Raw genomic sequence first — 25507 nt, 5'->3', positions numbered from 1 at the left:
TTTCAGGAGAAATTTGCCAGGGCAATAAGATTTTACCCTATACAAACAGAACAATTAGGATATCCATCCTAGTATTTACAATTTTGTTAAAAGTCAGCTACAAGTTGCCAACAATCGTGCAGCTTTTTTGCCTTAGTGCCAGAACTGTGGATAAATCTAAATATGCTGGTCAATCAAGATGGGGTTGCCATCGGGATCAACAATCATAATACTGCCCGGGCCAGCGCTATCCTCATCAACGGTATCCAATAACTCCAGACCTTTCTCTCTTAGCCTACTTTGTATCTCACGTACATCTTGATATTCAGGCAGAGTACTGCAATCTTGATCCCAACCTGGATTGTAAGTCAGCATATTTTTATCAAACATGCCCTGAAACAGGCCAAGAGTACTGGAGTCGTTCTTAAGTATCAGATAACCGTGCTCGATATTACCGCCGGCCTCTTCAAATCCCAGAGCCTGATAAAACGCCAGCGATTTTTTAATATCTTTTACATTCAGGCTGACTGAAAAAGCGCCTAGTTTCATAAGTTATGCTCCTCGTTTTCGTCATCCGCAAAACTTGAGTCGTTTTACATCGCTCTACAACTAAAGTATTAGCCTTTTACAACTTTAGTCTAATTCACCAAAACAACCATGTTCCTAGGGTAAAAAAGTCTTTAAATTTCGCCACATACAACGTTTATCGAAAGTTGCGGGTGGATCCACTCGCAAACTTATTCTTAAGGAAAAACATGAAAAAAACTATCGCGACTTTGTTCTCACTGATGGGCTTGGCTGCAGCTAGCACGCAGGCCGCCACGATTGAAACTTGTACAATGGATTATAAAGGCTCCATCAACGCCGTGTACCTAAATGGGGATAAAGTGACTGGTATTGCCAAGGTGTTTGCTAGTAGCGATAAAGACGACCCGTTCACGCTTATTGACAGCAACGGTATAGAGCATGTTCGCCACGGTACCATTACCACCACGTTAGATTTAACTGATTTTGCCCTCAATGGCACTTGCCATTTTGAAAATCGCTTTACACCGCTACACTCAATCGATGAAGACAGCCCTTGGCGCCAGTTTCAGATGCATAGAGGCAGTTACTACGACAGTACAATACTGGCTAAGTATGATCATGCTGGTGTGCAAGCTGATTTGCTAATCGCCAATGGCTGGACGTGGGGCGACGATCTATCTTCTATTCACGTGTTCGAAATGGTAGATGGCAATTTCAGCCCGGTTAAGTTTGACATTGATACTGGCAATGGTCAGTTACCCCCTTATAAAGCCGGAAACCGCACTATGAGTATGGCAGGTGACGGCGGACACTGGCGCTACAGAGCCTCGGCGGTAAGTGCCGACGGCAGATTGATTGTAGGTTATGCCAAATTGGATGAAACCGTCACTTTCAGTAGCGGCACCAAAATCAGAAGAGGGCATAAATTCGGTATGATGTGGCAAATCGCACCAAGTTGCGATATCAACAAAGGCAAATGCAACAATGAAAGCGCCAGTCGCCTGACCAGCGGTAGTTCAAAAACGGGCTCCATACAGGTGCAAATGCTCAGTGATACACAGCCCACAAGAAACTCGTCAGACAAAGCAACTGACCCTGAACTAAACCAGTTTGACTTAATCGAATACCAAAAGAAAAACTTGCTGGAGGATGTTTACAGTGTCACCGACCTGGGCGACAGCAAATACCTCATCAATGGCAGTTCTGCTAATGGTAAAGCAATGATAGTGAGAGTGACACTCTAATCGAGTATCAGGTACACAAACAAAAGCGGCTCTATGCCGCTTTTTTATTGCCTGAACAAAAGATTTTAAGTAGGCCATCGGGCTTACTTTCCTGTATAATCGCGCGCTTTTTAACTAAACTTCCCCCAAATCCCTTAAGACCAAAGGCAGAGTATGACCGTAAAACAATTTGATCCTACACAAACCACCACCATGGACACCCCTAAAAAGGTGATCGAACAGCAGTCTCAAGAGAGCACCGTTATCGAAGGTGGCAATGCACGTGTGGGTTTTGTTTCTTTGGGTTGCCCTAAAAACCTGGTGGACTCAGAGCGCATTCTTACCCAACTGCGCACCGAAGGTTATGACGTGGTACCCACATATAACGACGCGGATCTGGTGATCGTAAACACCTGTGGTTTTATCGATTCTGCGGTTCAGGAGTCTTTGGATACCATCGGTGAAGCCTTAGCAGAGAATGGCAAGGTCATAGTAACCGGCTGTCTGGGTGTTAAAGAGGATGAAATTCGGGAAGTTCACCCCAATGTATTGGCCATCACTGGCCCCCATGCTTATGAGACGGTGGTTGAGCAGGTACACGATAATCTACCTAAGCCTACTCATAATCCCTTTGAAGATTTGATCCCGGAGCAAGGAGTCAAACTCACGCCACGTCATTATGCCTACCTCAAGATATCCGAAGGTTGTAATCACAGATGTACTTTTTGCATCATCCCTTCAATGCGTGGCGACCTGGTCAGTCGTCCTGTGGGTGAAGTATTGAGCGAAGCCGAACGGTTAAGTAATGCCGGGGTAAAAGAGCTGTTGGTTATATCCCAAGATACCAGTGCTTATGGTGTGGATGTAAAAAACAAAACCGGATTTTGGGATGGCATGCCGGTTAAAACCGGAATGACAGAACTGGCCGAGCAACTGGGCCATATGGGCGTTTGGGTGCGTTTGCACTACGTATACCCCTATCCTTCCGTAGATAAGGTTATTCCGTTGATGGCGCAAGGCAAAGTCCTGCCTTATCTGGATATCCCCTTCCAGCACGCCAACAAGCGTATTTTAAAATTAATGAAACGCCCGACTGCCGCTGAGCGCACTCTGGAGCGCATCAAAAAATGGCGTGAGATCTGTCCGGAATTAGTGATCCGCTCCACCTTCATTGTGGGCTTCCCCGGTGAGACAGAAGAAGAATTCCAGGAATTATTGGACTTCCTGGACGAGGCGCAATTAGACAGAGTGGGCTGTTTTAAATATTCAGAAGTGGAAGGCGCTGTGGCCAACGACCTGCCAGATCCGGTTGATGAAGCTACCAAGCAAGACCGTTACGAACGCTTTATGTTGAAACAACAAAAGATCAGTGCTGATCGTCTGCAACAGCGTGTTGGTTTGATCATGCAAGTATTGATTGATGAGGTGGATGAAGAAGGCGCGATAGGCCGAACCTATGCCGATGCACCTGAAATTGATGGCGTGGTGTATCTAAACGGTGACACTTCAGTGCAGCCTGGCGATTTTGTTGACGTGCTCATCGAACACGCCGATGAGTATGACCTTTGGGGTAGTCGCGTAGAAGAATAATTTACACTACACTCAGGGCATCTATTCGCTGAGATGCCCTGACAGTGTTGCTCCTCACTAAGATAATAAACAAAAACAGCATTTTTATCGTTTTAATCAGTGTGCTGCTATCCGCCTGCAGTACAAATCGCTTTATTCAGTGGCATTCGCACCATAACAACAATAATTTACCAACCGCACTCAATCCTCAACAAATAGCGGCAATAAATAACTTTCAGTCAGAAGATACAACTGAACTAAAACTCATCTGTTCCAACGCAAGCAACACACAGCACATTTTTGCACGTATTATTGCCTGTCAGCGTCTTATGGAAGACGCCCTTTCAGACATCTCAGTTGCAACTCAACAACACTACAACGACAGTCTTTATGAGTTGTTGTCCAGTGCACCAATGGATTTGCTCAACCAGCACCCTAATATCAACTTGAATATCGATGTAGACCGCCTCGGGCAGATATTTACCGAGTTTAACTTTACGCGACAAATGCAGGCCAAAGAACCCTGGTTGCAACCTCAGACCTTCCAAGGTGCAGGTATTACCGCTTCGGCGTTCAGGGCCAATTCTTATAACATTGATGATCAAGAATACCCGTTGGAGGGCGTTTACCGCCCTTTTACCTTCTACGTGGAAGAAGTAGTTGACCAAAACAAAACGCTGAAAATACACATTCATGGCAAGCACATGAGCCACAACAAACGACTACTGGACTCAGGCGTAAAGCTTGCCTATTCGCCCGGAGCACCCTTTTTAACTTTACTCAACAAGGCCAATATTGATGACTCTTCCATCACCGGGCTGCTTAAAGCAGAAAGCGCCGAACATCGCTTTGGCATTTTTGCCCTTCAGGAATTTTCTGCTGACCGAATTCCCATTTTTATGATCCATGGTCTTAATTCCAGCCCATTAATCTGGCGCAAAATGACAATGGCCATCATCAATGATGAACAGCTAAATTCTCGCTATCAGGTATGGCACGCCTTTTACCCTTCCGGACCACCGCCGTTTTACAACGCTATGCGTCTGCGTAAGAAGATGACCATGATGATGGGGCGTTTCGCTGAAAATGATATTGCCAGGCAACAAATGCATGTCATAGGGCATAGCATGGGCGGTATTATTGCTAAAACCTTTGCCATAGACACTCAAGATGTCCTGTGGAATACGGTGTTCTCTAAACCGCCTGAATACATGCAAGAGGCTTTGACAAAAAATCCTGAGATGCAGGATATTTTCATTTTTGAGCCGCCCGTTCCTGTTAATCAACTGTTTTTCTTAGATACACCTCACAGAGGCAGTGAGCTTGCCAGCAGTTGGATAGGACGACTGGGTGCAGGGTTAATCAACCTGCCAAAGCGCTTTACTAATATGTTTGCCGACTTGATTGAGCAGTTTGGCGTAGAGGTAATTACGCCACCAATGCGCCCCTTTCTGGCAACACATGGCCCAAACAGTATTGAGGTATTGCGCCCCAATCACCCTATGATGACCGCCTTAAATGAATTTCAGCTGCCTGAGAACACCTTCTCTATTGTTGGCTCTGATGGCGATTTAACCTGTCCTGATGGAGATTGCAACCAGATATCAGACGGTGTTGTCGCCTGGACAAGCGCCACTAAAAAGGATTTGGTCAAAGAAGAAATTATTGTGGCCAGCCAGCACGACTCATTCAACAATGATGAAGCTATCGCCTTTATTCTGCGCCAGTTAAGAAGCCAAATTGATAAAGCCCATTTACTCTAGCGATTTCTTTTTCGACCCGGTAGGCGGTTTTCTGCTTCAGCTTCATAGTCGGCGATGCGCGTATTTAGCTTGTCTATCTCTTCGTCTTTCTTATAAACCGCTTCGTTGAGCTGCAAAGTTCTGTCTACTAAACCAGAAATGATCTTGTCTTTGATAGATTCTCGAATACGCACCGGGATTTTGCGAAACGCTTCATAGTCGATTTTCATCACAACCATTTCGTCTTGCGCCATTACAGAAGCGGAACGTGGCTCTTTACAGATAAAGCCCACTTCACCGATAAACTGCCCGGGTACCAAACTGCCAATATTGCGCCCTCGATGGGTTACCGTGGCTTTTCCGGCAAGGATGATATAGAACCACGGCTCATGAGCGCCTTCTTTGATAAATACTTCTTTGGCTTTGATGGGGGTAAATACTGCACGCATCTTGAGTACAGACTCCCGCTCAATAGGCTGCAAATCCTTGAACAAAGGAACCCTTGAGAGTATTTCCATTAACTTTAAGTTATTCATAAACGCGAGTGTATTCAGCTACCTAAACCATGTGCTTGTAATGATTGTAGGCTACCTTAAAGATTGTGCCTAGTGGAATTTCAGTTCACTGGTTGTAACCCGGCATTAATTTGTTCATTAAATTTGGGGCGGCTCTTAAGCAGGGTTAAAGACTGGTTACCCTCTCTTAAGCGCGCCACCAGGCCAGCAATGATTTTATCTTTAATGCGCTCTCGTATAGAGCCTGGAAGCTTGGCAAAACCCTCAGAATCAATGCGCATGGCCATGACTTGCTCTTTGGCTACTACCGTGGCAATGCGCGGTTCGTTGCAAATAAAACCCACTTCACCGACAAATTGCGGCGGCAGCAGCGTCGCCAGTTCCTGACCATTGACATAAACGTTTGCGATACCGGTGAGCAAGATATAAAAGCAGGCTTCTCGCTCGCCTTCACGCACTATCGCTTCACCGGCAGAAAACACCTCAAACGCCTTGGGCATGGTAAGTATGAGCTTGCGCTCTTTATCATCCAGCTCTTTAAACAGGGTGATCCTGCCCAGGATCTCTAATAACTTCGCATTATCCATACAACACCCGATATGTGATTCTCTAAAGAGGTTATCGGGTGTCAATAACAAACACCGGAGAGTGAGTTTTGTGAACCAGCTCACATATCGGCGTTTTTGAGCATAGTTTCGGTGAGTTTTTTCGAGGGTTGCACGCCAAGAGCCTGGAACTCTTCCGCTTTTTTAACCAGGTTGCCACGGCCTTCGTACAATTTACTGTTGGCATCTGAGAAGCGTTTTTGCACTGTATTTATCGCATCGCCAAGCTTTTCCATGTCCACTACGAAGCCGTAAAACTTATCGTATAAGTCGGCGGCTTTTTTGGCAATTTCTCGCGCATTTTGGTTTTGATATTCATATTGCCAGATGTTGTGGATAGTGCGCAGCGCCACTAATAAGTTGGTTGGACTAACCAGTAAAACATTATTGTCCATGGCCAGTTTTACTAATTCAGGTGACTCATCCAGCGCCAGCATAAAGGCCCCCTCAACCGGGATAAACATCAGAACATACTCCAGACTTTTATCTCCCAGCAGCTCATGGTACTCCTTGCGCCCCAGCTCTTTGATATGAGTTTTCACTGAGAGAATATGCTCTTTTAAGTGCCTGGCTTGCTCAATTTCACTGTGGGCATTGTAAAAGCGCTCATAGGCGTTTAGTGATACTTTAGAGTCAATAATCACTTCTTTTTGTTCTGGCAGATGCACCAAAATATCCGGCTGTAATAGCTTGCCATCTTCCCGGCGTTTGCTCACTTGTGTGTCGTATTCGTGGCCTTCCCGTAAACCACTTTCCTCGAGGATTTTTTGCAACACCATTTCGCCCCAATTACCCTGTTTCTTATTGTCACCTTTCAGGGCTCGGGTTAAAGCAGAAGCTTCTTCCGTAATCTTTTTATTCAATTGTTGCAGGTTAATGATTTCAGTTTTAAGGGAGGCGCGCTCCTGACCTTCGCGGATCGCTTGCTGACTGACTTGAGAGCGAAAGCCTTCAATTTGTTGTTTCAACGGGTCCAGTAACAGCGCTAGTTTTTGCTGACTGCTCTTTTCAAACTCATTAGAATGGGTTTTAAAAATCTGATTGGCCAGGTTTTCAAACTGTTTTTGCAATTGTTGTTCGGCATTTTTAAGCATATCCAGCTTTTCCTGAGCCGCTTTATTCTCGTGCTCTCGTGCGGTTTTTTCTGCTTCCAATTGATTCCGGGTTTCGGAAAAACTGTTCTTCAAATTATCCAGCTGCTCTTCCAGTTCCTCGTTCTCTTCCTCAATTGCCGCTAACTGCTGCAATTGCTGCTCCATTCGGGCATTGCGCATTTTAAATTGCCCCAGTACCTCCGACTGTTCAATCAATTGTCGGTTTAGCTGTTCATTTTGCACTTTGACCTGGTTGAGTTGCTCACGGCTGGATTGCTCTTGCTGCTTTAAAAACGCCGCCTGCTCTTGCAGTGTTTGCAATTGTAACTGATGAGTAGACTGCGCCTGATGGGCCAGTGACAGCTGTGCGTTATAGCGCAACTTCAAGATAACAAATACCAATACTGCTGAAACTAGTGCTGCGAGAATCGTCCATACTAGCGGGTCATTGATCATATGAATCCTTTGTAACGAATGACAGTCGAGTTGTTTAAACCGTTATAAAAAAGGCTGGCAGCAAAAGCAACCAGCCTTTTAAACTATTCCTGCATTTAAATCTACTAAGGGCTACTCTACTAGCACTAGCTTAGGGCTTTATCCAGCTCAGCGATTTTTGCTTTCCAGATAGCCGGGCCATCAGCATGGGCGTTGTTGCCCTTACTATCCACGGCCACTGTAACTGGCATGTCTTCTACTTCAAATTCATAGATGGCTTCCATCCCTAAATCCTCGAAGGCCACCACACGGGCTTTTTTAATGGCTTTAGACACCAGGTAAGCTGCACCGCCTACTGCCATCAGGTATACCGAGTTATTTTTAGCAATACTGTCCACTGTAGCAGGGCCACGCTCCGCCTTACCGATCATACCGATAAGCCCGGTTTGCTCCAGCATCATATCGGTGAATTTATCCATTCGGGTTGCTGTAGTAGGACCTGCAGGACCTACTGCTTCATCACCTACTGCGTCCACCGGCCCTACGTAATAGATAAAGCGGTTAGTAAAATCAACGCCATCCGGCAGCCCTTCACCACTTTCAATCATGCTTTGAATTCGCTTGTGAGCCGCATCGCGGCCAGTCAACAATTTGCCTGATAACAGCACGGTTTCACCCATTTTCCATTCCTGGATAGACTCTTTGGTTAACTCATCCAGATTAACGCGGCGGGTATTTTCACCCACTTCCCAGGTGACTTCAGGCCAGTCTTCCAGTTTTGGTGCTTTTAACTCGGCTGGCCCAGAACCATCCAGATAAAAATGCGCGTGACGCGTGGCTGCGCAATTGGGGATCATGGCAACCGGTTTTGAAGCGGCGTGAGTGGGCATTGACTTGATTTTAATATCCACCACCGTAGTTAAACCGCCCAAACCTTGAGCACCAATTCCCAACTTGTTAACCCGGTCAAATATCTCAAGACGCAATTTTTCTTCGGTGGTTTCAGCACCGCGTTCCATTAACTCCTGAATATCCACCGGATCCATTAAACTCTCTTTGGCCAGCACCGCGGCTTTTTCCGCAGTCCCACCAATACCGATACCCAACATACCTGGTGGACACCAACCCGCGCCCATGGTGGGTAAGGTTTTAACTACCCAATCAGCAATGTCGTCGCTGGGGTTGAGCATTACCATTTTGGATTTATTTTCTGAGCCGCCACCTTTTGCGGCAATCATGACTTCAATTTTATCGCCAGCAACCATGTCCAGGTGTACAACAGCAGGCGTGTTGTCTTTAGTGTTTTTACGAGCACCAGCTGGATCAGCCACAATCGAAGCACGCAATGGATTGGACGGGTCCATATAAGCTCTGCGTGTGCCCTCATCCACCATTTCCTGTACTGTCATGTCGGTTTTATCCCAGGAAACGCCCATACCGACTTTAACGAAGCAGGTTACGATGCCCGTATCCTGACAGATTGGACGCTTGCCTTCTGCGGACATACGAGAATTGATAAGGATTTGTGCCATTGCATCTTTTGCGGCCTGACTTTCTTCTTTCAGATACGCCTGTTCAACGGCTTTTACATAGTCAAGGGGATGATAATAGGAAATGAACTGCAGCGCGTCCTGAATGCTATCGATAAAGTCTTGCTGACGGATAACGGCCATGATTACCTCATTTGAATATTTGATTTTTGGCAACGAGTTTCATTTCTGCCACCACTGCCATCGATGCTAAGAAGTCTAACTTAAATGTGTGTTTCTGCGAGCGCTTTTGTATATGCGAACTGAAAATTCCACTAGAAGAATATAATTTAAGGTAGAAAATCGGGTTTTATGATAACCTGCGCCGCTAATTTACAGCAACTTTCTGTCTTTAATTACCTGCAATTTTTCATGTATCACGTTATAGCACAGCCATTTTCACTGGAATCTTTTACATCGCTCGAAGACTGGTTTGGCGATCTACAGTACCTTCCCGGCGCCATGCTGCTGCATTCAGGCAGATCCAGTCACGAAAACGCCCAGTTTCACATTGCCAGCGGCTTTCCCCTGTTAACCCTGGAGTTATTTGCTAGCGGCAAAGTTAACATAACCGCGTTTGATGTTAGTGAGTATCAGTTAAATGATGCCGCCCGAGAACGCCTTGCAGATGTGGTGTCAGAATTACACAGCAATCCCATGACAGGGCCTGACATATTCGAACGGGCTCAGCAGGTGCAACAAGCACTGTTTGCCGATCACAGAACGCCAAATAACGCTTTACCTTTTCAGTGTGGTGCTATGGGTTTCGCTGGATACGACTATGGGCGCTTTTTGGAAGACTTACCGCAACAGGCTAAAGACGAATATCAGACCCCCGTGTTCAGTATTAGCTATTATGGTTGGAGCCTGGTGCAAAACCAACAAACGAACGAATGCTGGTTGTGTTATAGCGATTTATACTCCCATCCCGGATTTACTGAGGTTACTATTCCCTCAGCTGGTAAGCACTATTTTACGGCAGCTGAAAAATCCAAAGCAGAGCCAATTGAATTCAAACTCACCTCAGACTGGCAAAGCAACATGTCCGAGCAGGAGTACAAGGACAAATTACACGCCATTCACGAATACCTACTCTCAGGCGATTGCTACCAGGTTAACCTGGCTCAGCGTTTTGAAGCAAGATACCAAGGCTGCGAATGGCAAGCATTTCAGGCACTCAGTGAAGCCAACCAGGCACCATTTTCAGCCTTTTTACGCACTGACAAAAGTTGTATTGTCAGTTGTTCTCCAGAGCGCTTTTTATCCGTTCGACATGGCCTGATTGAAACCAAACCGATTAAAGGCACAAGGCCCAGGTTTAGAGATGCAGAACAAGATAAAGCATCCAAAGACGCCTTAATTAATTCTGAAAAAGACCAGTCAGAAAATCTGATGATTGTGGATTTACTACGCAACGACATTAGCAAAAATGCCTTGCCTCACAGCGTTAACGTGACTGGATTGTTTGAGATTGAAAGCTTCAATGCGGTGCATCATCTGGTGAGCACTATTCAAGCTAAACTCAAACCAGCCAGCCACCCTTTTCGTTTATTGCAAGATGCTTTCCCTGGCGGTTCAATAACTGGCGCGCCAAAAATCAGAGCGATGGAAATTATTGATGAACTTGAGCCTCATAGGCGCAATATCTATTGTGGCAGTATCTTTGTTTATGGCGTCAATGGCGATTTTGACAGCAGTATCTGTATCCGTACTTTGCTGTTTGAAAACCAGAAAGTATTTTGCTGGGCGGGCGGCGGTATTGTCGCCGATTCGGTAGATCAGGCAGAGTATGAGGAAACCTTCCACAAGGTGAACAAAATCCTTCCGGTATTGGCTGGCTTCAGGAAGTGTAAATCATGAATTTAACGCAGTTCAATCAACGATTTTACCACGCTCGAAACGTGCGACCGGAGCCAGATTATCCTTTGAGAAAAAAGGGCAAAGCCGCCGCGGTATTGTTGCCACTGGTAAAAAGAGAACAGCTTACCCTGCTACTCACGCGCCGCTCAGATAAGCTCAAACATCACGCAGGACAGGTGAGTTTTCCCGGCGGTCGATTCGATGAGAGCGACATACACCTGAAAGAAACAGCCCTCAGAGAAACCGAAGAAGAGATTGGTTTAAGCAGAGACAAGGTAGAAATTATCGGCCAATTACCCGTATTTCGCACTATATCTCGCTATGAGGTTACTCCCTTTATCAGTATCGTGGAGCCTGAATTTCAATTACAACTGAACCCAGATGAAGTAGACAATGTTTTTGAAATTCCGTTGGCTGAAGCCATTAACCCAGCAAATCATCTGACTCATCAGGTAAAACGGCACAATAGCACCTACCCCGTTTACTTTATTCCCTGGCAAGGGCAGATGATTTGGGGTGCCACCGCGGCGTTTATCAAGGCCTTGTCACGACACCTGTTGTGAAGCGTTAAATCCCCTTTACAGTAAAACGCTGGTAAGACCTCTTCTTTGCTTTGCTTTACGCGCAATTCATCAGACAATATCTACTAAGTAAAAAATAATAAAATCCCTACGAGAAACACATGATTAGTGTATTTGATATGTTCAGTATTGGTATTGGTCCTTCCAGCTCCCATACCGTCGGCCCAATGCGCGCCGCAAAAGATTTTAATCAGCTTTTAAAGGCAAAAGGCTTTTTTGAGCAGACTGATGCGGTAGTAACCGAACTGTTTGGCTCATTAGGACAAACAGGAAAGGGACACGGAACCGGCAAAGCGGTCATTTTAGGACTTCTGGGAGAATTACCGGAAACCATTGATGTGGACAACGTCGATGCCATGCTGGCGGAGGTGGATTCTACTCAAAAGTTATTACTCGATGGCGACAAAGTCACCGCTTTTCCAAGAAAAGATGCCATTGTATTCCACCGCCGTAAAACGTTGGAGCTACATGCCAATGGCATGACCTTTCACGCTATGCAAGGTGATACAGTGCTGTTTAGCCAATCTTATTATTCCATTGGCGGTGGATTTATCATTAAAGAACAGGACTTTGAAAAAGAAAAAGTAACGGCTTTGCAGCATGCGGAACAGGAAGTGCCCTACAACTTCGATAGCGCCGCAGAACTATTGCAGAAATGCCGTGATCACGGCCTGAGTATTAGTGCCTTGATGTTGGAAAACGAAAAAGTATTCCAGCCCAAACAAGCGATTATCGATAAGCTGTGGGATATCTGGCAAGTGATGCAGGCTTGCATTAAACGCGGTATTGAAACTGAAGGCATTTTGCCGGGAGGACTTAAAGTCACCCGAAGAGCACCGGGACTTTATCGACGTTTAAAGTGTGAGCACAGTCAGGATCCGATGTTGGCTATGGACTGGGTTAACCTGTTTGCCCTTGCAGTTAACGAAGAAAACGCCGCTGGCGGTAAAGTCGTTACAGCGCCCACCAATGGTGCTGCAGGGATTATTCCTGCAGTGCTTAGCTATTATGACAAGTTTGTGCAAAAAGTGGATAAAGATACTGCCTATCGGTATCTGCTTACGGCTGCAGCTATCGGTATTCTGTATAAGAAAAACGCCTCTATTTCTGGTGCTGAAGTTGGCTGTCAGGGAGAAGTGGGTGTTGCCTGTTCTATGGCGGCGGGAGCGCTCACTGAAATCATCGGAGGCTCTGTGGCAGCGGTAGAGAATGCCGCGGAGATTGGCATGGAGCACAACCTTGGGCTTACCTGCGATCCCGTAGGTGGTTTGGTTCAGGTGCCCTGTATAGAGCGCAATGCCATGGGCGCGGTAAAAGCCATCAACGCCTCTCGTCTCGCCCTGCGTGGTACAGGTGTACAGAAAGTTACCCTGGATAAAGTCATTAAAACCATGTGGGACACGGGTAATGATATGAAGTCTAAATACAAAGAAACCGCGCGAGGCGGTTTAGCTGTGAATATCGTCGAGTGTTAAGTCTTTTGTTTGTCCGGCTTCAGCCGGACAAACGCTTCAGCGAACTGGCAGCGTCAAATCCTTAAACATGCGCTCGATATCATCATTACTTTTCTGCATCATTGCACGCTCAACCACATCTTTGGTTAAGTGCGGCGCAAAACGCTCAATGAAGTCATACATGTAACCGCGCAAAAATGAACCTTTACGGAAGCCAATCTTCGTGGTGCTGTAATTAAACAAATGGCTGGCATCGATTTTCACCAGGTCAGTATCAAGATTTTCGTCAATCGCCATCGAGGCAATCACACCAATACCAACTCCCAACCTGACATAGGTTTTAATAACGTCGGCATCAGTGGCAGTAAATACAATTTTAGGATCTAAGCCTGCTCGACTGAAGGCTTCATCCAGTTCAGAGCGCCCGGTAAAGCCAAACACATAAGTTACCAGCGGATATTGCGCGATATCCTCGATTCTGATACTTTCCTTTTTCGCTAATGGATGTTCCTGATTGACAATGATACTGCGATTCCAGTGATAGCACGGCAGCATCACAAGGTCGTTGTACAAATGGAGCGCTTCGGTGGCGATGGCAAAATCAGCTTCCCCTTTTGCCGCCAGATCACTTATTTGTGAAGGCGTACCTTGATGCATATGCAGGCTAACCCGTGGGAACTTCTTCATGAACCCTTTAATGACATCAGGTAACGCGTAACGCGCCTGAGTATGGGTTGTGGCGATATTCAGCTTGCCTTGATCTGGCAAGTTGTGCTCTCTGGCAACGGATTTAATACTCTCAACTTTGGCCAGAATTTCTCGGGCAATGTTAATGATGTCATTTCCAGCTTCCGTTACGTGCGTCAGGTGCTTGCCGCTTCGACCAAAAATCTGAACCCCCAATTCATCCTCAAGCATTCGAACTTGTTTACTGATGCCTGGCTGGCTTGTGTAGAGACTTTCTGCGGTAGCGGAGACATTGAGATTATTGTTCAATACTTCAACAATATAACGAAGCTGCTGTAGTTTCATGAGGAGGGCGACCTACCTTTTATTAATTTGCATATGCAAAATATATATACCTATGGCGACATTAATTCCATAAAATTTTAGAAAAAATAGAAAAAAAGATTGGAGTTAGGGTTCACAAAAGCCCTTTTTTTCACTATTAAGCTATTGTTGTAGTTTAAATTTTCTGATTTGATTAGAGAATATTTCCCAGATCCCGAGTTAAAGCCTGTGAAACAGCGAAAAGACAAAATAGATTTTTCTTCAGTTTTGGCAGCTGCCGTACATGACATGAAAAATTCCCTGTCGTTGATGATTCAGTCTATAGAAGAACTGGAAAGTACTCTTCGTGAACACGGCGTGGGAATTAAAGAAGCCGCGTCCATTCATTACCAGGCTGCCCGCCTTAACACCGGGCTCATCCAGCTTTTATCACTATACCGCACGCAACTGGACAACCTGCCATTAAATATAGATGAACATTACCTTGATGACTTCATTGATGATGTGGTGGCCTACAACCAAAATCATATCAATACCAGGGGAATCGACTTAACCATAGAGCAAGAAGAGGATCTGCACTGGTATTTTGATCAGGACCTGGTAAATGTGTTGATCAGTGATGTTATCGTCAATGCTATCCGTTACGGCAAACACAAGCTCATAATCAGCGCCAGGGAAGTAAACAATATGCTCGAGTTAATAATAGAAGATGACGGTCCGGGTTATCCCGACAAAATGCTAGATATCACCAAAGCCGAGATCAGCCAATTAGATATCAGCACAGGCAGAACAGGACTGGGTTTGTTCTTTGCGCGGCTTATCGCCGAAGCGCACGTATCTGATGATAAGAAAGGTGCCATTGAACTTGCCAATGGCGGTCGCTTAGGTGGCGGAGTTTTTGCCTTGCGACTTCCCTGAAACAAGTTTTTTTAGCGACCGCTTTCCATTACTTAGCCCGCTGGAAAGCAAAGGAGATGCATTTATGCGTTTCACTTTGGCGCAGTAGATTGCTGTTTTACCCAGTGATTTTTAGCAAGAACACATAGATAAACTTGCAAGGTTTGTTGCAGAGCATGTAAAGTATTGAGATATTTGGGGATAACTGGTGGCTGATGGCCTATTCCGGCACAACGGCATATAATGTGTTATACCTCAACTCAGAGTAAAAAAGTTTAAGATAGCTTGCGGTTAAGAATTAAAATCAAAAAAGGCAACTTCAGCGAATGATGTTTACTATTGTTATCGTTTTAATTGTTGCGCTGCTGGTAATAGCAATCATGATAAATGCTATTCAGCAGCACAAAGAAAAAATTGAGTCTGAGCGCAGAGTCGAAATCGCCAAGCAGAAAAATATTCTGGACGAGACTGAGGATGTCATCATGGCCTCAGCAAACATCCCTACTTCTCCACAACTTTTACAAATATTACAAAAGCGGGTTTTAGGTGCCTTAAAGGTGATGTACGAAATGGACCCAAAACAACCCGGCTTAAAACAACGCGTTAGAGACGCAGAACAGCGAGTTAAAGACATCACTCTGGATAACGGTCAAGGCGATGACCTTATTCAACTGCCCGACTCTGACAAACAAATTATTGTATTCATCCAGTGCCTGAAAAAGCAACGCGCATTGTTACGTGCTGAACACGGCAGAGGCAAAGTAGATACTCAAGCATTTGCTACGGAAGATAAGCGTCTGGATAAGCTACAACTCAGGGTTAATATCGAAACCTTGAGCCGCAGAGCTAATGCCGCAATGAAAGCAGGCATGATGGGTTCGGCGCGACAATACTATGAAAAAGCTGTGGCCGCACTTAATGCATTTCCAAATCAAGATGATTACACCCGTGGTCAAGCCGCCAGAATTAATGAGAAACTAATGAACATCCAAGAGTCTCTGACCAAAGCCAACGCTGAGGACAGAGCAAAACGCGCTGAAGAAGAGCGAGATGAGTTAGACGAGTTGTTTGCGCCCAAGAAAAAGTGGTAGTTTTTACTTCTCCGCTCGTAGCATAGCCAGCAAAAGCTGCCGCAGAGCATTAGCTGATGCCGATAAACTGGCATCAGCACGCTGAATTATTCCCACCTTACGCACCAAACCACTGTCAATAACCGGTACGCAAACTAAATCTTTCCTTAACATTTGAGTTTTACACAATCCTGGAACAATAGATAATCCCAGATTGACCTTTACCATCTCTCCCAGCGTATCCAGTTGCCATGCTTCCGCGGCAATGGATGGTGCAATTGACTGACCTTGAAAAACTTGTTCCAGCCAAAGTCTAAGCGAAGAGCCCCGGTTCATCATCACCATAGCATGTCCCGCAAATTCTGTGATGGTCAGGCTTGTCTTTTCAGCTAATGAGTGTTCCGGGTGCATAACAGCGACAAAATCGTTTTGCAACAGCGGAATAAACTCTAACTCCACCAACTTATCGGGCTCAAAAACTATCCCTAATTCAGCCTCACCTTTTTTCACTGAAGCAATAACGGCCTCCATAACCACGTCAATAACATCAATGCGAATGTTGGGATACTGTTGATTATATTGCTTCAACACTGGCGGTAGTAAAGATGAGGCAAACGAGGGCATAACAGAAACCGTGATACGCCCTTGCTGCAAAGTAAACATCTCATTCACTGCCTCGAACGTATCAAACCAATCAAGTAATAGCTTTCTGGCTTTGGGATAAAAAGCGTGACCTTCGGGCGTTAACTCAACACTGCGAGTAGTGCGGCTAAAGAGTGTGCCACCCACTTCGGTTTCCAAATTTTTGATACAAATGCTCAGTGCTGGCTGGCTCAAACTCAGTCGTTCAGAAGCCGTGGCATAACTTTTACTGCCAGCCAATTCAACAAAGGCTTTAAGCTGCTTAAGAGTAACATTCATATATAAATAATATTAATCAGTTGTTTAATATATTAAATTTTACAAATTAAATTATGTCAACGATACTGAATTAACATTTTGTTAACTCAGGAACTCAAATGGCAGGTTTTGATAAAGTGGTTTCCAGCTTCGAAGAAGCACTGGATGGCCTGAAAGATAACATGACAATCATCGCGGGTGGTTTTGGATTGTGCGGAATTCCGGAAGGTTCTATCGCGCAAATAAAAAAATCAGGTGTCAGCGGCTTAACGGTTGTATCGAATAACTGTGGTGTTGATGGTTTTGGTTTGGGCATTCTTTTAGAAGATCGCCAAATTAAAAAAATGGTGAGTTCATATGTAGGTGAAAACGCCTTGTTTGAACAGCAATTACTTGCCGGAGAATTGGAAGTTGAACTTACCCCACAAGGGACACTGGCAGAAAAAATGCGCGCAGGCGGTGCGGGCATTCCTGCTTTTTATACTGCCACTGGTTTTGGTACCCCTGTAGCTGAGGGCAAGGAGATCCGCGAATTCGACGGCCGCGGTTATGTATTGGAAGAATCCATCACTGGCGATTTTGCCATCGTCAAAGCCTGGAAGGCAGATCGCTACGGTAACTGCGTATACCGTGATACAGCGATGAACTTCAATCCCATGGCTGCCACAGCAGGTAAAATTACTGTCGTAGAAGTAGAAGAAATCGTGGAGCCGGGTGAAATCCCTCCTACACAAATTCACACACCAGGAATTTTCGTCAATCGCGTCATCAAAGGCAGCTTTGAAAAACGTATCGAACGTCGTGTAACTCGCAGTCAGGAGCAATAAAAATGGCATTATCAAGAGATCAAATTGCTATGCGTGTGGCAAAAGAATTTAAAGATGGTGATTATGTAAACCTGGGTATTGGTATCCCAACACTGGCTGCCAACTTTGTGCCTGACGATATTGAGGTGATGCTGCAATCCGAAAACGGCTTATTGGGTATGGGCCCTTATCCCACTGAAGAGCAAGTGGATGCCGACATGATCAATGCTGGTAAAGAAACCGTCACAGCTATCACTGGTGCCTCTATTTTTAATTCTGCCGAAAGCTTTGCCATGATCCGTGGTGGTCATGTAGACATCACTGTTTTGGGTGCATTTGAAGTAGATGTTAATGGCAATATTGCTTCCTGGATGATCCCCGGCAAATTGGTTAAAGGCATGGGCGGCGCAATGGACCTGGTGGCGGGTGCAAAGAACATTATCGTTACCATGACTCATGCTAACAAAAAAGGCGAATCCAAGCTGTTAGAGTCATGTACCCTGCCCTTAACCGGTGTAAATTGCATCACACGCATTATCACCGACCTGGCAGTATTAGAAGTACACGACGGTGCTTTCCACCTCAAAGAACGCGCACCGGGTGTTTCTGTAGATGAAATCAGAGAAAAAACCGCAGGCAAACTCGTTGCTGAGGGTGAAATCCCTGAAATGCAGTTCTGATACTTGCAACTGAGTGGGCTAACGTGATTAGTCCACTCATTAATTTGCGTATTGTGGTATATTTAGCTCATTAATCGTTTATTGAGTTATTACCTTGTTATTTAGCGAATTACCACTGGACCATCGCCTGTTAAAGTCCATTCAAATCCAGAATCTTGAAACAGCGACAGATATTCAGGCCAGTGCCATTCCACATGCCTTGTTAGGCAAAGATATCCTGGCGTCTTCTAAAACTGGCTCAGGTAAAACCCTGGCCTATCTTGTTCCGGCTGTACAACGCATATATAAAGAAAAAGCCTTAAGTAAAAAAGATCCCAGAGCCTTAATTGTTGCGCCAACTCGAGAACTAGCTAAACAAGTATTGGTTGAACTAAAAAAATTGTTGCCGCCTCAAGCAGGTAAACCAGTACTTTTGATCGGCGGTGAAAACTTCAATGATCAGGTAAAATTGTTAAAGCGCTATCCCGACTTTGTAATCGGCACACCGGGGCGCGTAGCGGATCATATTGAAGATAAGAGCCTCTATCTGGAAGGCTTGGAAATGCTGATTCTGGATGAAGCGGACCGGATTTTAGATCTGGGTTTCAGTAGCCAACTGACCATTATCGATCAGGCGGCAAACCACAGAAAGAGACAAACGCTATTGTTTTCAGCAACCTTTGACAATGCTGATTTGGCTCAAATCTCAGAATTAATGCTAAAGGCACCTCACCGAATCACTCTGGACGACCAGCATATCGCTCATGCAGATATTGAGCAGTCGTTTTATTTTGCCGATCACATTGAACACAAGGAGACACTGTTAAAGCACTTTATTAAACAGGTTGAGACACGTAGTCAGATTATCTTGTTTACCGCCACTCGTGCCGATACAGACCGTATAGCGAACTTGTTAAACGAAGACGGCTATTCCAGTCTGGCGATACACGGAGAAATGTTACAAAGTCAGCGTAACCAAATCATGGCTGATTTTTCTAACAATAAGGCCCAGGTACTGGTAACCACAGATCTGGCTTCAAGAGGCCTGGATATTCCTTCCGTCAGCCTGGTAATCAACATGGACTTACCTATTAAAGCTGCGGAATATGTTCACCGCGTTGGGCGAACCGGACGGGCCGGAGTAAAGGGTAAGGCGATATCGTTAGTGAGTAAAAAGGACTGGAAAAGCTTTATCTTGCTCAAGCAGTTTCTTGCTGAAGCGCCAGTGTTTAAAGAAATTGAAGGCTTGGAAGCCAAGTTTAAAGGCCTGTCTGATAAGGCGGCACAGCGTCCGGCCAAGAACCAAAACAGCAAAGCGAAAACGCAAGAATCTCCCTGGCAAAAAGCCGCCAAGAAGAAAAAGTTTAATGCCCTTGCGGGTGAAGAAGTGGGTCACCTACCCTTTAAAAAGAAAAAATAAGGTCGCAATGTTTTTTGCGAGCACAAAAAAACCGGGAACGTTCCCGGTTTTTTAGTTTTTAAAGCCAGCTTACAGCGAACTTTCTAACTCTGGTAAAACTTCAAACAAGTCACCCACCAGACCATAATCAGCCACCTGGAAAATAGGCGCTTCTTCGTCTTTGTTAATTGCAACAATCACCTTTGAGTCTTTCATACCGGCAAGGTGCTGAATGGCACCAGAAATTCCCACTGCGATATACAGCTGTGGCGCTACAATCTTACCCGTCTGACCGACTTGCATATCGTTTGGCACAAAGCCGGCATCAACAGCTGCACGTGACGCACCAATGGCAGCCCCTAACTTATCAGCAATACCGTTCAACAGTGCGAAGTTTTCACCATTTTGCATGCCTCGGCCACCAGAAATAATCACATCAGCCGCGGTTAACTCTGGTCTTTCAGACTTGGTCAGCTCTTGAGAAACAAAGCTGGCTTTTTCAGAAGCAGTCAACGCAGCAATAGTTATGACTTCTGCACTACCCTCCGCCGCAACAGCATCGAATGCTGATGCACGCACGGTAATCACTTTAATCGCGTCTTCAGACTGTACTGTCGCAATGGCGTTACCGGCGTAAATAGGACGCACGAAGGTATCTGCAGACTCTACCGCAATAATGTCGGAAATTTGCGCAACGTCTAACAGCGCGGCAACGCGAGGTAAGAAGTTTTTGCCTGTGGTAGTTGCAGCAGCAACAACATGGCTATAATCGTTTGCCATACTCAGCACAAGAGCACTGACATTTTCAGCTAACTGCTCTTTATAAGCGGCATCATCAACGTGAACAACCTTAGCTACACCACTTAATTTGGCCGCTTCTGCAGCAATGGCACCGCAATCAGAGCCCGCAACCAAAACGTGAATGTCGTCACCCATAGCCTTTGCAGCGGTGATCAATTTTGCCGTTTCTGCTTTTAGATAAACGTTATCGTGTTCGGCATAAACTAATACTGTCATTTAAATCACCTTCGCTTCAGTTTTTAACTTTTCAACCAATTCAGCAACATCTGCTACTTTAACACCGCCCTCACGGGTCGCGGGTGGTGTAACTTTGAGTACCTTCACTTTAGACGCTAAATCAACACCAAAGTCAGCTGCAGGCTTAACATCCAGAGGCTTGCGCTTAGCTTTCATAATATTGGGCAATTTAGCATACCGCGGCTCATTCAGACGCAAATCTGTTGTAACTACCGCAGGCAATGTCAGCTGTACGGTTTGCAACCCCCCGTCAATCTCACGGGTAACACTCACTTTACCATCAGCCACATTGACTTCAGAAGCAAAGGTACCTTGAGGCATATCTGTTAGCGCAGCCAACATCTGGCCAGTTTGATTGTTGTCAGAATCAATCGCTTGTTTACCCAGAATCACCAGATCAGGATTTTCATCAGCAACTACTTTAGCCAGTAATTTCGCCACTTGCAGTGAATCAAGATTATCTTCAGTATCAATTTGAATACCGCGGTCAGCACCTAATGCCAATGCTGTACGGATAGTCTCCTGAACGCTTTTATCACCGATAGATACCACCACAACCTCAGTGGCTATGCCTTTTTCCTGTAGACGCACAGCTTCTTCGACTGCGATTTCACAGAATGGGTTGATAGACATTTTAGTGTTACTCAAATCAACGCCTGTATTGTCAGTCTTCACTCTGACCTTGACGTTGTAGTCGATAACACGTTTAACCGGGACAAGTATTTTCATTTCGACCTCGTTTAATTTTTATCGCGTCTGTATAGACTATGACACGCGCTTGTAGGATACAAATCAGCACGAATATTATTGGATTCGAAATGTACTTACTGTTAACGTAAACGTCAACTTCTTGTTAACAGTTTATTAATCGGTTAACAGCAATTTTTGTACACATTTTGAGACCAGCAGTTATAGTTCTTACCTGATTTGAAAAGTATTACTGCGGTACAGTTTAACCCCGAGGAGGAAAAATGGAACGCGAATCGATGGAATTTGACGTTGTCATCGTAGGCGCAGGACCAGCGGGTCTGTCCACTGCCATAAAAATAATGCAACAAGCAGCAGAAGCTGAACAAGAACTCATGGTATGTGTGGTAGAAAAAGGCTCTGAAGTAGGCGCCCATATACTCTCAGGTGCGGTATTTGAAACTCGGGCACTGGACGAGCTAATTCCGGATTGGGCCGATAAAGGTGCCCCAATTACCACTAAAGTCACTGAAGATCATATTTACTATCTCAAAAACGAGTCCTCATCCACTAAGCTCCCGGGCTTCATGACCCCTAAAACCATGCACAACGAAGGCAATTATATTGTCAGCATGGGCAATGTTTGCCGCTGGTTGGCAGAACAAGCCGAAGAGTTAGGTGTTGAAATATTTCCCGGCTTTGCCGCCTCTGAAGTTTTGTACAATGAAGATGGTAGTGTTGCAGGTGTGATAACAGGGGATATGGGTATCAGCGCCACGGGTGAAGAAAAAGATTCTTATATGCCAGGAATGGAGTTACGAGCAAAATACACGGTATTTGCTGAAGGCTGCCGTGGTCACTTGGGTAAACAGCTTATTGAAACGTACAAGCTCGATGAAGGCAAGTCACCACAGCACTACGCCATAGGGTTCAAGGAAATTTGGGATATTCCTGCCGATCAACATCAAGAGGGTTTGGTCGTACACTCTGCAGGCTGGCCGCTAACGGATACCTCAGGTGGTGCTTATCTTTACCACGCTGAAAACAATCAGGTGCTTGTGGGTTTAATCGTAGATTTGAGTTATGACAACCCACACCTCAGCCCGTTTGATGAATTCCAGCGCATGAAACACCATCCGGTATTTAAGCAATATCTGGAAAATGGCACACGCGTAAGTTACGGCGCCAGAGCTATCGCCAAAGGCGGCCTGAATTCACTGCCCAAAATGCATTTTCCCGGCGGCTTTTTGGCGGGATGTAACGCAGGAACATTGAACTTTTCCAAAATTAAAGGTAATCACGCGGCCATGAAATCAGGGATCATGATTGCTGAAACCATTTTCGCAGAGTTAAAACAAAATTTAGATTCCGCGGGGAAAGATCTTTCTGATTTCCAACAACGATTTGAGGCTTCATGGTTATACGATGAGCTTTATAAATCCCGTAACTTTGGCCCTGCTATTCACAAATATGGTACGTTTTTGGGCGGTGCGTTCAATACCCTGGAGCAAAACTGGTTAGGCGGCAAGTTCCCTGCCACGTTAAAAGATGACATTGCAGATCATAAAACCTTAAAAGAAGCAGGCAGTAGCAGTGTAATAAATTATCAAAAACCCGACGGCAAACTCAGTTTTGACAAACTCTCTTCAGTATATCTTTCCAATACTAATCATGAAGAAGACCAACCCTGTCATTTAAAACTGGCTGATCCTGACCTGCCAATTAAGTCAAATTTGCCAATGTTTGATGAACCCGCCCAGCGATACTGTCCCGCAGGTGTATATGAAATTATTGAAAATGAAGCTGGAGAAAAACAATTCCAGATCAATGCTCAAAACTGCGTACACTGCAAAACTTGTGATATCAAGGAACCACAACAGAATATCACCTGGACGGTTCCAGAGGGTGCCGGTGGGCCGAACTACCCCAACATGTAATAAGGCTAACAGCAGTAATACTCAAACAATTTACACGCTCTAAAAGGCGATTAACAAAGGCCAGTGTCTACGCTGAAAGCACTGGCTTTTTTTGTGTCTTTTATCCAAACGCTCAAAACGTGTCATTTATTTACCAAACAATTATAATGTGGGACTCATACCACACAACATATCTGTGCAATTGAAAAATATTGCTCAAACAATGATTTTTTATATATTAGCCAGTGACTTTCATACTTTATGATTGATAAAGTCTGCTAACTAATGTTATTTTTTGACTCATAAATAAGCTTAGTATGTTAACAAGGTTTTAAAAATGAACGAATTTCTAAAAACATTAACTCATGGTCGAAAACTGCAAGGTGCAGTTAAAGAGTTATCGATTCAGGAATTAGAAGAGATTGTAGTAAAGCTGAGAAATATAATTGAAACTCGGAAACAAAAAGAGTCAGAGAAACTCGCAGCCGAAAAAGAAAAGTTAGAAAAGATTGCTGAAATACAAAAACAATTACAAGACGCAGGCATCACTTTCGAAGATTTGGCGTCAAATAATGTCATTGCTCCTTCCAAAAGAGTCGGTCAAAAACGTCCGATAAAATATTCCTATACAGATGGCGACGGTGAAGTTCACAATTGGACAGGGATAGGAAGAATGCCACTTGTTTTCTCTGAACAGTTGAAACAAGGAAAAAACCTGGAAGACTTCAGCGTCAACTAGATTATTGATAGTTCTGAAAAATCTATGTGCTTCAAATAAAATTGGGGCACATACGTTTGTGCACACGCTACTTTTCAAAACCTCACATACCATTTTAACGCATCCAAATACCCACTCAATTCCACACACATAATGTCTGGCATACAGAGTTATTTAAAATCCACTTTAGATTCGTTGTTATTTACTTATTGGCTTTTTTCAGATTTTTGCAGTTATTGAGAATAATATTTGGTGAACTATTTCACACAATTAATCCTCACCAATATTCGATTTTGAGATTGGCATCTGTAGTATGGTTCAACTACATTTACTATTCTCAACTCTCAAAGACAGACACTTTAAATGCACAATCAGTTAGATCAAGCCATAAGCAACATTTCACAGGTTGTGCTAGGTAAACGCCATCAAATCAAACTGGCATTAACTTGCCTGCTTGCGCGGGGTCACCTGTTACTTGAAGACTTACCGGGTATGGGAAAAACCAGTCTTTCTCACGCCATTGCAGGAGCAATTAACCTCGATTACAACCGAGTTCAATTTACCTCAGATCTTTTACCCGCAGACATAATTGGAGTCAGTATCTTCGACTCTACTGAAAAGCAATTTTCATTTCACAAAGGCCCATTGTTTTCGCAATTGTTGTTGGCCGATGAAATCAATCGTGCCAGTCCCAAAACCCAAAGTGCTTTGCTAGAAGCAATGGAAGAACATCAGGTGAGTGTTGACGGCAACACATGGACATTACCTGAGCCCTTTTTTGTCATTGCGACTCAAAATCCAATTCATCAATCAGGCACTTACCCATTACCAGAATCCCAACTAGATCGATTCTTTATGCGTATCCAGTTGGGCTATCCTGACTGGAACTCCGAAAAGCAAATGTTGATGGAGCTAAATAGTGTAGCAGAGACACCATTGCAACCTGTCATTAACATAGAGCAATTTATAGCGGTACAAGACAAGATACCTCTTATAAACAGTTCTGATGCGGTAATTGACTATATTTTAAGACTCGTTACTTACAGCCGAGAGTCGGAAGATTTTCCCAATCCACTATCCCCAAGAGCCAGCAAGGCAATACTGCTGGCGTCCAAAGCATGGGCATTCTTGTCTTCCAGAGATTACGTAATTCCCGAAGATGTCCAGGCGATACTGCCATCAGTAGCTGAACACCGACTACGCAGTGGCTATTCATCTCCTGGAGTGGCGGCCAGTTTGTCTAAAAAGCTGTTAGATAGCGTTGATACCTTGGCCGCCTAGCATAAGCTTAC

The 25507-nt window shown here is 44.7% G+C and carries 23 protein-coding genes; 14 read left to right on the top strand and 9 right to left on the bottom strand.

Features of this window, described 5'->3' with window-relative positions; all coding sequences use genetic code 11:
- Positions 1-156: 156 nt before the first annotated feature.
- A complete protein-coding gene (locus AABA75_RS10180) occupies positions 157-528 on the bottom strand; it encodes a VOC family protein (protein ID WP_338292500.1) in 372 nt (123 codons plus the stop codon).
- 206 nt (positions 529-734) lie between these two features.
- Between AABA75_RS10180 and AABA75_RS10175 the strand changes: the two genes are divergently transcribed.
- From AABA75_RS10175 to AABA75_RS10165, 3 genes are all read left to right on the top strand, one after another.
- Complete coding sequence (locus tag AABA75_RS10175; protein WP_338292499.1) at positions 735-1751, top strand: hypothetical protein; 1017 nt, start codon at positions 735-737, stop codon at positions 1749-1751.
- Positions 1752-1904: 153 nt separating this feature from the next.
- Positions 1905-3320: a 30S ribosomal protein S12 methylthiotransferase RimO gene (gene rimO, locus AABA75_RS10170; protein ID WP_338292498.1), complete on the top strand. Its 1416-nt coding sequence runs from the start codon at positions 1905-1907 to the stop codon at positions 3318-3320.
- A gap of 308 nt (positions 3321-3628) precedes the next feature.
- Positions 3629-5062, top strand: a complete 1434-nt coding sequence (locus AABA75_RS10165) for a lipase family alpha/beta hydrolase (protein WP_338292497.1) — start codon at positions 3629-3631, stop codon at positions 5060-5062.
- Here AABA75_RS10165 and AABA75_RS10160 read toward each other — a convergent pair.
- The 4 genes from AABA75_RS10160 to AABA75_RS10145 form a co-directional block, all read right to left on the bottom strand.
- Positions 5059-5577 carry a cyclic nucleotide-binding domain-containing protein gene (locus tag AABA75_RS10160; RefSeq protein WP_338292496.1) on the bottom strand — a complete coding sequence of 173 codons (519 nt, stop codon included), beginning with the start codon at positions 5575-5577 and terminating at the stop codon, positions 5059-5061. The genes AABA75_RS10165 and AABA75_RS10160 overlap by 4 nt on opposite strands.
- An 80-nt stretch (positions 5578-5657) precedes the next feature.
- Positions 5658-6143 carry a cyclic nucleotide-binding domain-containing protein gene (locus AABA75_RS10155; protein WP_338292495.1) on the bottom strand — a complete coding sequence of 162 codons (486 nt, stop codon included), beginning with the start codon at positions 6141-6143 and terminating at the stop codon, positions 5658-5660.
- Positions 6144-6223: 80 nt separating this feature from the next.
- Positions 6224-7711, bottom strand: a complete 1488-nt coding sequence (gene rmuC, locus AABA75_RS10150; protein WP_338292494.1) for a DNA recombination protein RmuC — start codon at positions 7709-7711, stop codon at positions 6224-6226.
- A 125-nt stretch (positions 7712-7836) separates the two neighbouring features.
- Positions 7837-9363, bottom strand: a complete 1527-nt coding sequence (locus tag AABA75_RS10145; RefSeq protein ID WP_338292493.1) for a fumarate hydratase — start codon at positions 9361-9363, stop codon at positions 7837-7839.
- 228 nt (positions 9364-9591) lie between these two features.
- Here AABA75_RS10145 and pabB point away from each other — a divergent pair, with 228 nt between their 5' ends.
- The 3 genes from pabB to AABA75_RS10130 all read left to right on the top strand — a co-directional run bounded on the left by pabB (position 9592) and on the right by AABA75_RS10130 (position 13135).
- Entirely contained in the window at positions 9592-11079 is a 1488-nt protein-coding gene (gene pabB, locus AABA75_RS10140; RefSeq protein WP_338292492.1) for an aminodeoxychorismate synthase component I, read from the top strand.
- Entirely contained in the window at positions 11076-11642 is a 567-nt protein-coding gene (locus AABA75_RS10135; RefSeq protein WP_338292491.1) for a CoA pyrophosphatase, read from the top strand. Before pabB ends, AABA75_RS10135 begins: the two co-directional genes overlap by 4 nt.
- A 119-nt stretch (positions 11643-11761) precedes the next feature.
- Positions 11762-13135, top strand: a complete 1374-nt coding sequence (locus tag AABA75_RS10130; protein ID WP_338292490.1) for an L-serine ammonia-lyase — start codon at positions 11762-11764, stop codon at positions 13133-13135.
- 36 nt (positions 13136-13171) lie between these two features.
- Here the strand turns inward: AABA75_RS10130 and cysB are convergent, their stop codons facing one another.
- Positions 13172-14146 (bottom strand): HTH-type transcriptional regulator CysB, encoded by a 975-nt coding sequence (cysB, locus tag AABA75_RS10125; protein WP_338292489.1) that lies wholly within the window; start codon positions 14144-14146, stop codon positions 13172-13174.
- 267 nt (positions 14147-14413) lie between these two features.
- Between cysB and AABA75_RS10120 the strand changes: the two genes are divergently transcribed.
- Complete coding sequence (locus tag AABA75_RS10120) at positions 14414-15043, top strand: HAMP domain-containing sensor histidine kinase (RefSeq protein ID WP_338292488.1); 630 nt, start codon at positions 14414-14416, stop codon at positions 15041-15043.
- Between the two features lie 305 nt (positions 15044-15348).
- Positions 15349-16113 carry a hypothetical protein gene (locus AABA75_RS10115; protein ID WP_338292487.1) on the top strand — a complete coding sequence of 255 codons (765 nt, stop codon included), beginning with the start codon at positions 15349-15351 and terminating at the stop codon, positions 16111-16113.
- 3 nt (positions 16114-16116) lie between these two features.
- Here the strand turns inward: AABA75_RS10115 and AABA75_RS10110 are convergent, their stop codons facing one another.
- Positions 16117-17013: a LysR family transcriptional regulator gene (locus AABA75_RS10110; protein WP_338292486.1), complete on the bottom strand. Its 897-nt coding sequence runs from the start codon at positions 17011-17013 to the stop codon at positions 16117-16119.
- Positions 17014-17111: 98 nt separating this feature from the next.
- Here AABA75_RS10110 and AABA75_RS10105 point away from each other — a divergent pair, with 98 nt between their 5' ends.
- The 3 genes from AABA75_RS10105 (at position 17112) to AABA75_RS10095 (ending at position 19877) form a co-directional block, all read left to right on the top strand.
- Positions 17112-17819 (top strand): CoA transferase subunit A, encoded by a 708-nt coding sequence (locus AABA75_RS10105; protein ID WP_338292485.1) that lies wholly within the window; start codon positions 17112-17114, stop codon positions 17817-17819.
- A 2-nt stretch (positions 17820-17821) separates the two neighbouring features.
- Positions 17822-18478, top strand: a complete 657-nt coding sequence (locus tag AABA75_RS10100) for a CoA transferase subunit B (protein ID WP_338292484.1) — start codon at positions 17822-17824, stop codon at positions 18476-18478.
- A 94-nt stretch (positions 18479-18572) separates the two neighbouring features.
- The gene (locus AABA75_RS10095; protein ID WP_338292483.1) at positions 18573-19877 is read left to right on the top strand and encodes a DEAD/DEAH box helicase; all 1305 of its coding nucleotides are present in this window, start codon (positions 18573-18575) and stop codon (positions 19875-19877) included.
- Between the two features lie 69 nt (positions 19878-19946).
- On the opposite strand, the gene AABA75_RS10090 is transcribed toward AABA75_RS10095, so the two are convergent.
- The gene (locus tag AABA75_RS10090; RefSeq protein WP_338292482.1) at positions 19947-20873 is read right to left on the bottom strand and encodes an electron transfer flavoprotein subunit alpha/FixB family protein; all 927 of its coding nucleotides are present in this window, start codon (positions 20871-20873) and stop codon (positions 19947-19949) included.
- Complete coding sequence (locus AABA75_RS10085; RefSeq protein WP_338292481.1) at positions 20874-21623, bottom strand: electron transfer flavoprotein subunit beta/FixA family protein; 750 nt, start codon at positions 21621-21623, stop codon at positions 20874-20876.
- Positions 21624-21865: 242 nt separating this feature from the next.
- On the opposite strand from AABA75_RS10085, the gene AABA75_RS10080 reads away from it, so the two are divergent.
- The 3 genes from AABA75_RS10080 (at position 21866) to AABA75_RS10070 (ending at position 25496) form a co-directional block, all read left to right on the top strand.
- Entirely contained in the window at positions 21866-23518 is a 1653-nt protein-coding gene (locus AABA75_RS10080; RefSeq protein ID WP_338292480.1) for an electron transfer flavoprotein-ubiquinone oxidoreductase, read from the top strand.
- A 316-nt stretch (positions 23519-23834) separates the two neighbouring features.
- Entirely contained in the window at positions 23835-24236 is a 402-nt protein-coding gene (locus AABA75_RS10075; RefSeq protein WP_338292479.1) for an H-NS family nucleoid-associated regulatory protein, read from the top strand.
- A 342-nt stretch (positions 24237-24578) separates the two neighbouring features.
- Complete coding sequence (locus tag AABA75_RS10070; protein WP_338292478.1) at positions 24579-25496, top strand: AAA family ATPase; 918 nt, start codon at positions 24579-24581, stop codon at positions 25494-25496.
- Positions 25497-25507: the final 11 nt, after the last annotated feature.

The sequence above is a fragment of the Planctobacterium marinum genome (assembly GCF_036322805.1).
In the GTDB taxonomy this organism is placed as follows: domain Bacteria; phylum Pseudomonadota; class Gammaproteobacteria; order Enterobacterales; family Alteromonadaceae; genus Planctobacterium; species Planctobacterium marinum_A.
This window is presented reverse-complemented; position numbering and strand designations above follow the sequence as displayed.

Coding starts and splice junctions, on each gene's coding strand:
- AABA75_RS10180 (WP_338292500.1), bottom strand. CDS start 528: ATGAAACTAGGCGCTTTTTCAGTCAGCCTGAATGTAAAAGATATTAAA.
- AABA75_RS10175 (WP_338292499.1), top strand. CDS start 735: ATGAAAAAAACTATCGCGACTTTGTTCTCACTGATGGGCTTGGCTGCA.
- rimO (WP_338292498.1), top strand. CDS start 1,905: ATGACCGTAAAACAATTTGATCCTACACAAACCACCACCATGGACACC.
- AABA75_RS10165 (WP_338292497.1), top strand. CDS start 3,629: ATGGAAGACGCCCTTTCAGACATCTCAGTTGCAACTCAACAACACTAC.
- AABA75_RS10160 (WP_338292496.1), bottom strand. CDS start 5,577: ATGAATAACTTAAAGTTAATGGAAATACTCTCAAGGGTTCCTTTGTTC.
- AABA75_RS10155 (WP_338292495.1), bottom strand. CDS start 6,143: ATGGATAATGCGAAGTTATTAGAGATCCTGGGCAGGATCACCCTGTTT.
- rmuC (WP_338292494.1), bottom strand. CDS start 7,711: ATGATCAATGACCCGCTAGTATGGACGATTCTCGCAGCACTAGTTTCA.
- AABA75_RS10145 (WP_338292493.1), bottom strand. CDS start 9,363: ATGGCCGTTATCCGTCAGCAAGACTTTATCGATAGCATTCAGGACGCG.
- pabB (WP_338292492.1), top strand. CDS start 9,592: ATGTATCACGTTATAGCACAGCCATTTTCACTGGAATCTTTTACATCG.
- AABA75_RS10135 (WP_338292491.1), top strand. CDS start 11,076: ATGAATTTAACGCAGTTCAATCAACGATTTTACCACGCTCGAAACGTG.
- AABA75_RS10130 (WP_338292490.1), top strand. CDS start 11,762: ATGATTAGTGTATTTGATATGTTCAGTATTGGTATTGGTCCTTCCAGC.
- cysB (WP_338292489.1), bottom strand. CDS start 14,146: ATGAAACTACAGCAGCTTCGTTATATTGTTGAAGTATTGAACAATAAT.
- AABA75_RS10120 (WP_338292488.1), top strand. CDS start 14,414: ATGAAAAATTCCCTGTCGTTGATGATTCAGTCTATAGAAGAACTGGAA.
- AABA75_RS10115 (WP_338292487.1), top strand. CDS start 15,349: ATGATGTTTACTATTGTTATCGTTTTAATTGTTGCGCTGCTGGTAATA.
- AABA75_RS10110 (WP_338292486.1), bottom strand. CDS start 17,013: ATGAATGTTACTCTTAAGCAGCTTAAAGCCTTTGTTGAATTGGCTGGC.
- AABA75_RS10105 (WP_338292485.1), top strand. CDS start 17,112: ATGGCAGGTTTTGATAAAGTGGTTTCCAGCTTCGAAGAAGCACTGGAT.
- AABA75_RS10100 (WP_338292484.1), top strand. CDS start 17,822: ATGGCATTATCAAGAGATCAAATTGCTATGCGTGTGGCAAAAGAATTT.
- AABA75_RS10090 (WP_338292482.1), bottom strand. CDS start 20,873: ATGACAGTATTAGTTTATGCCGAACACGATAACGTTTATCTAAAAGCA.
- AABA75_RS10085 (WP_338292481.1), bottom strand. CDS start 21,623: ATGAAAATACTTGTCCCGGTTAAACGTGTTATCGACTACAACGTCAAG.
- AABA75_RS10080 (WP_338292480.1), top strand. CDS start 21,866: ATGGAACGCGAATCGATGGAATTTGACGTTGTCATCGTAGGCGCAGGA.
- AABA75_RS10075 (WP_338292479.1), top strand. CDS start 23,835: ATGAACGAATTTCTAAAAACATTAACTCATGGTCGAAAACTGCAAGGT.
- AABA75_RS10070 (WP_338292478.1), top strand. CDS start 24,579: ATGCACAATCAGTTAGATCAAGCCATAAGCAACATTTCACAGGTTGTG.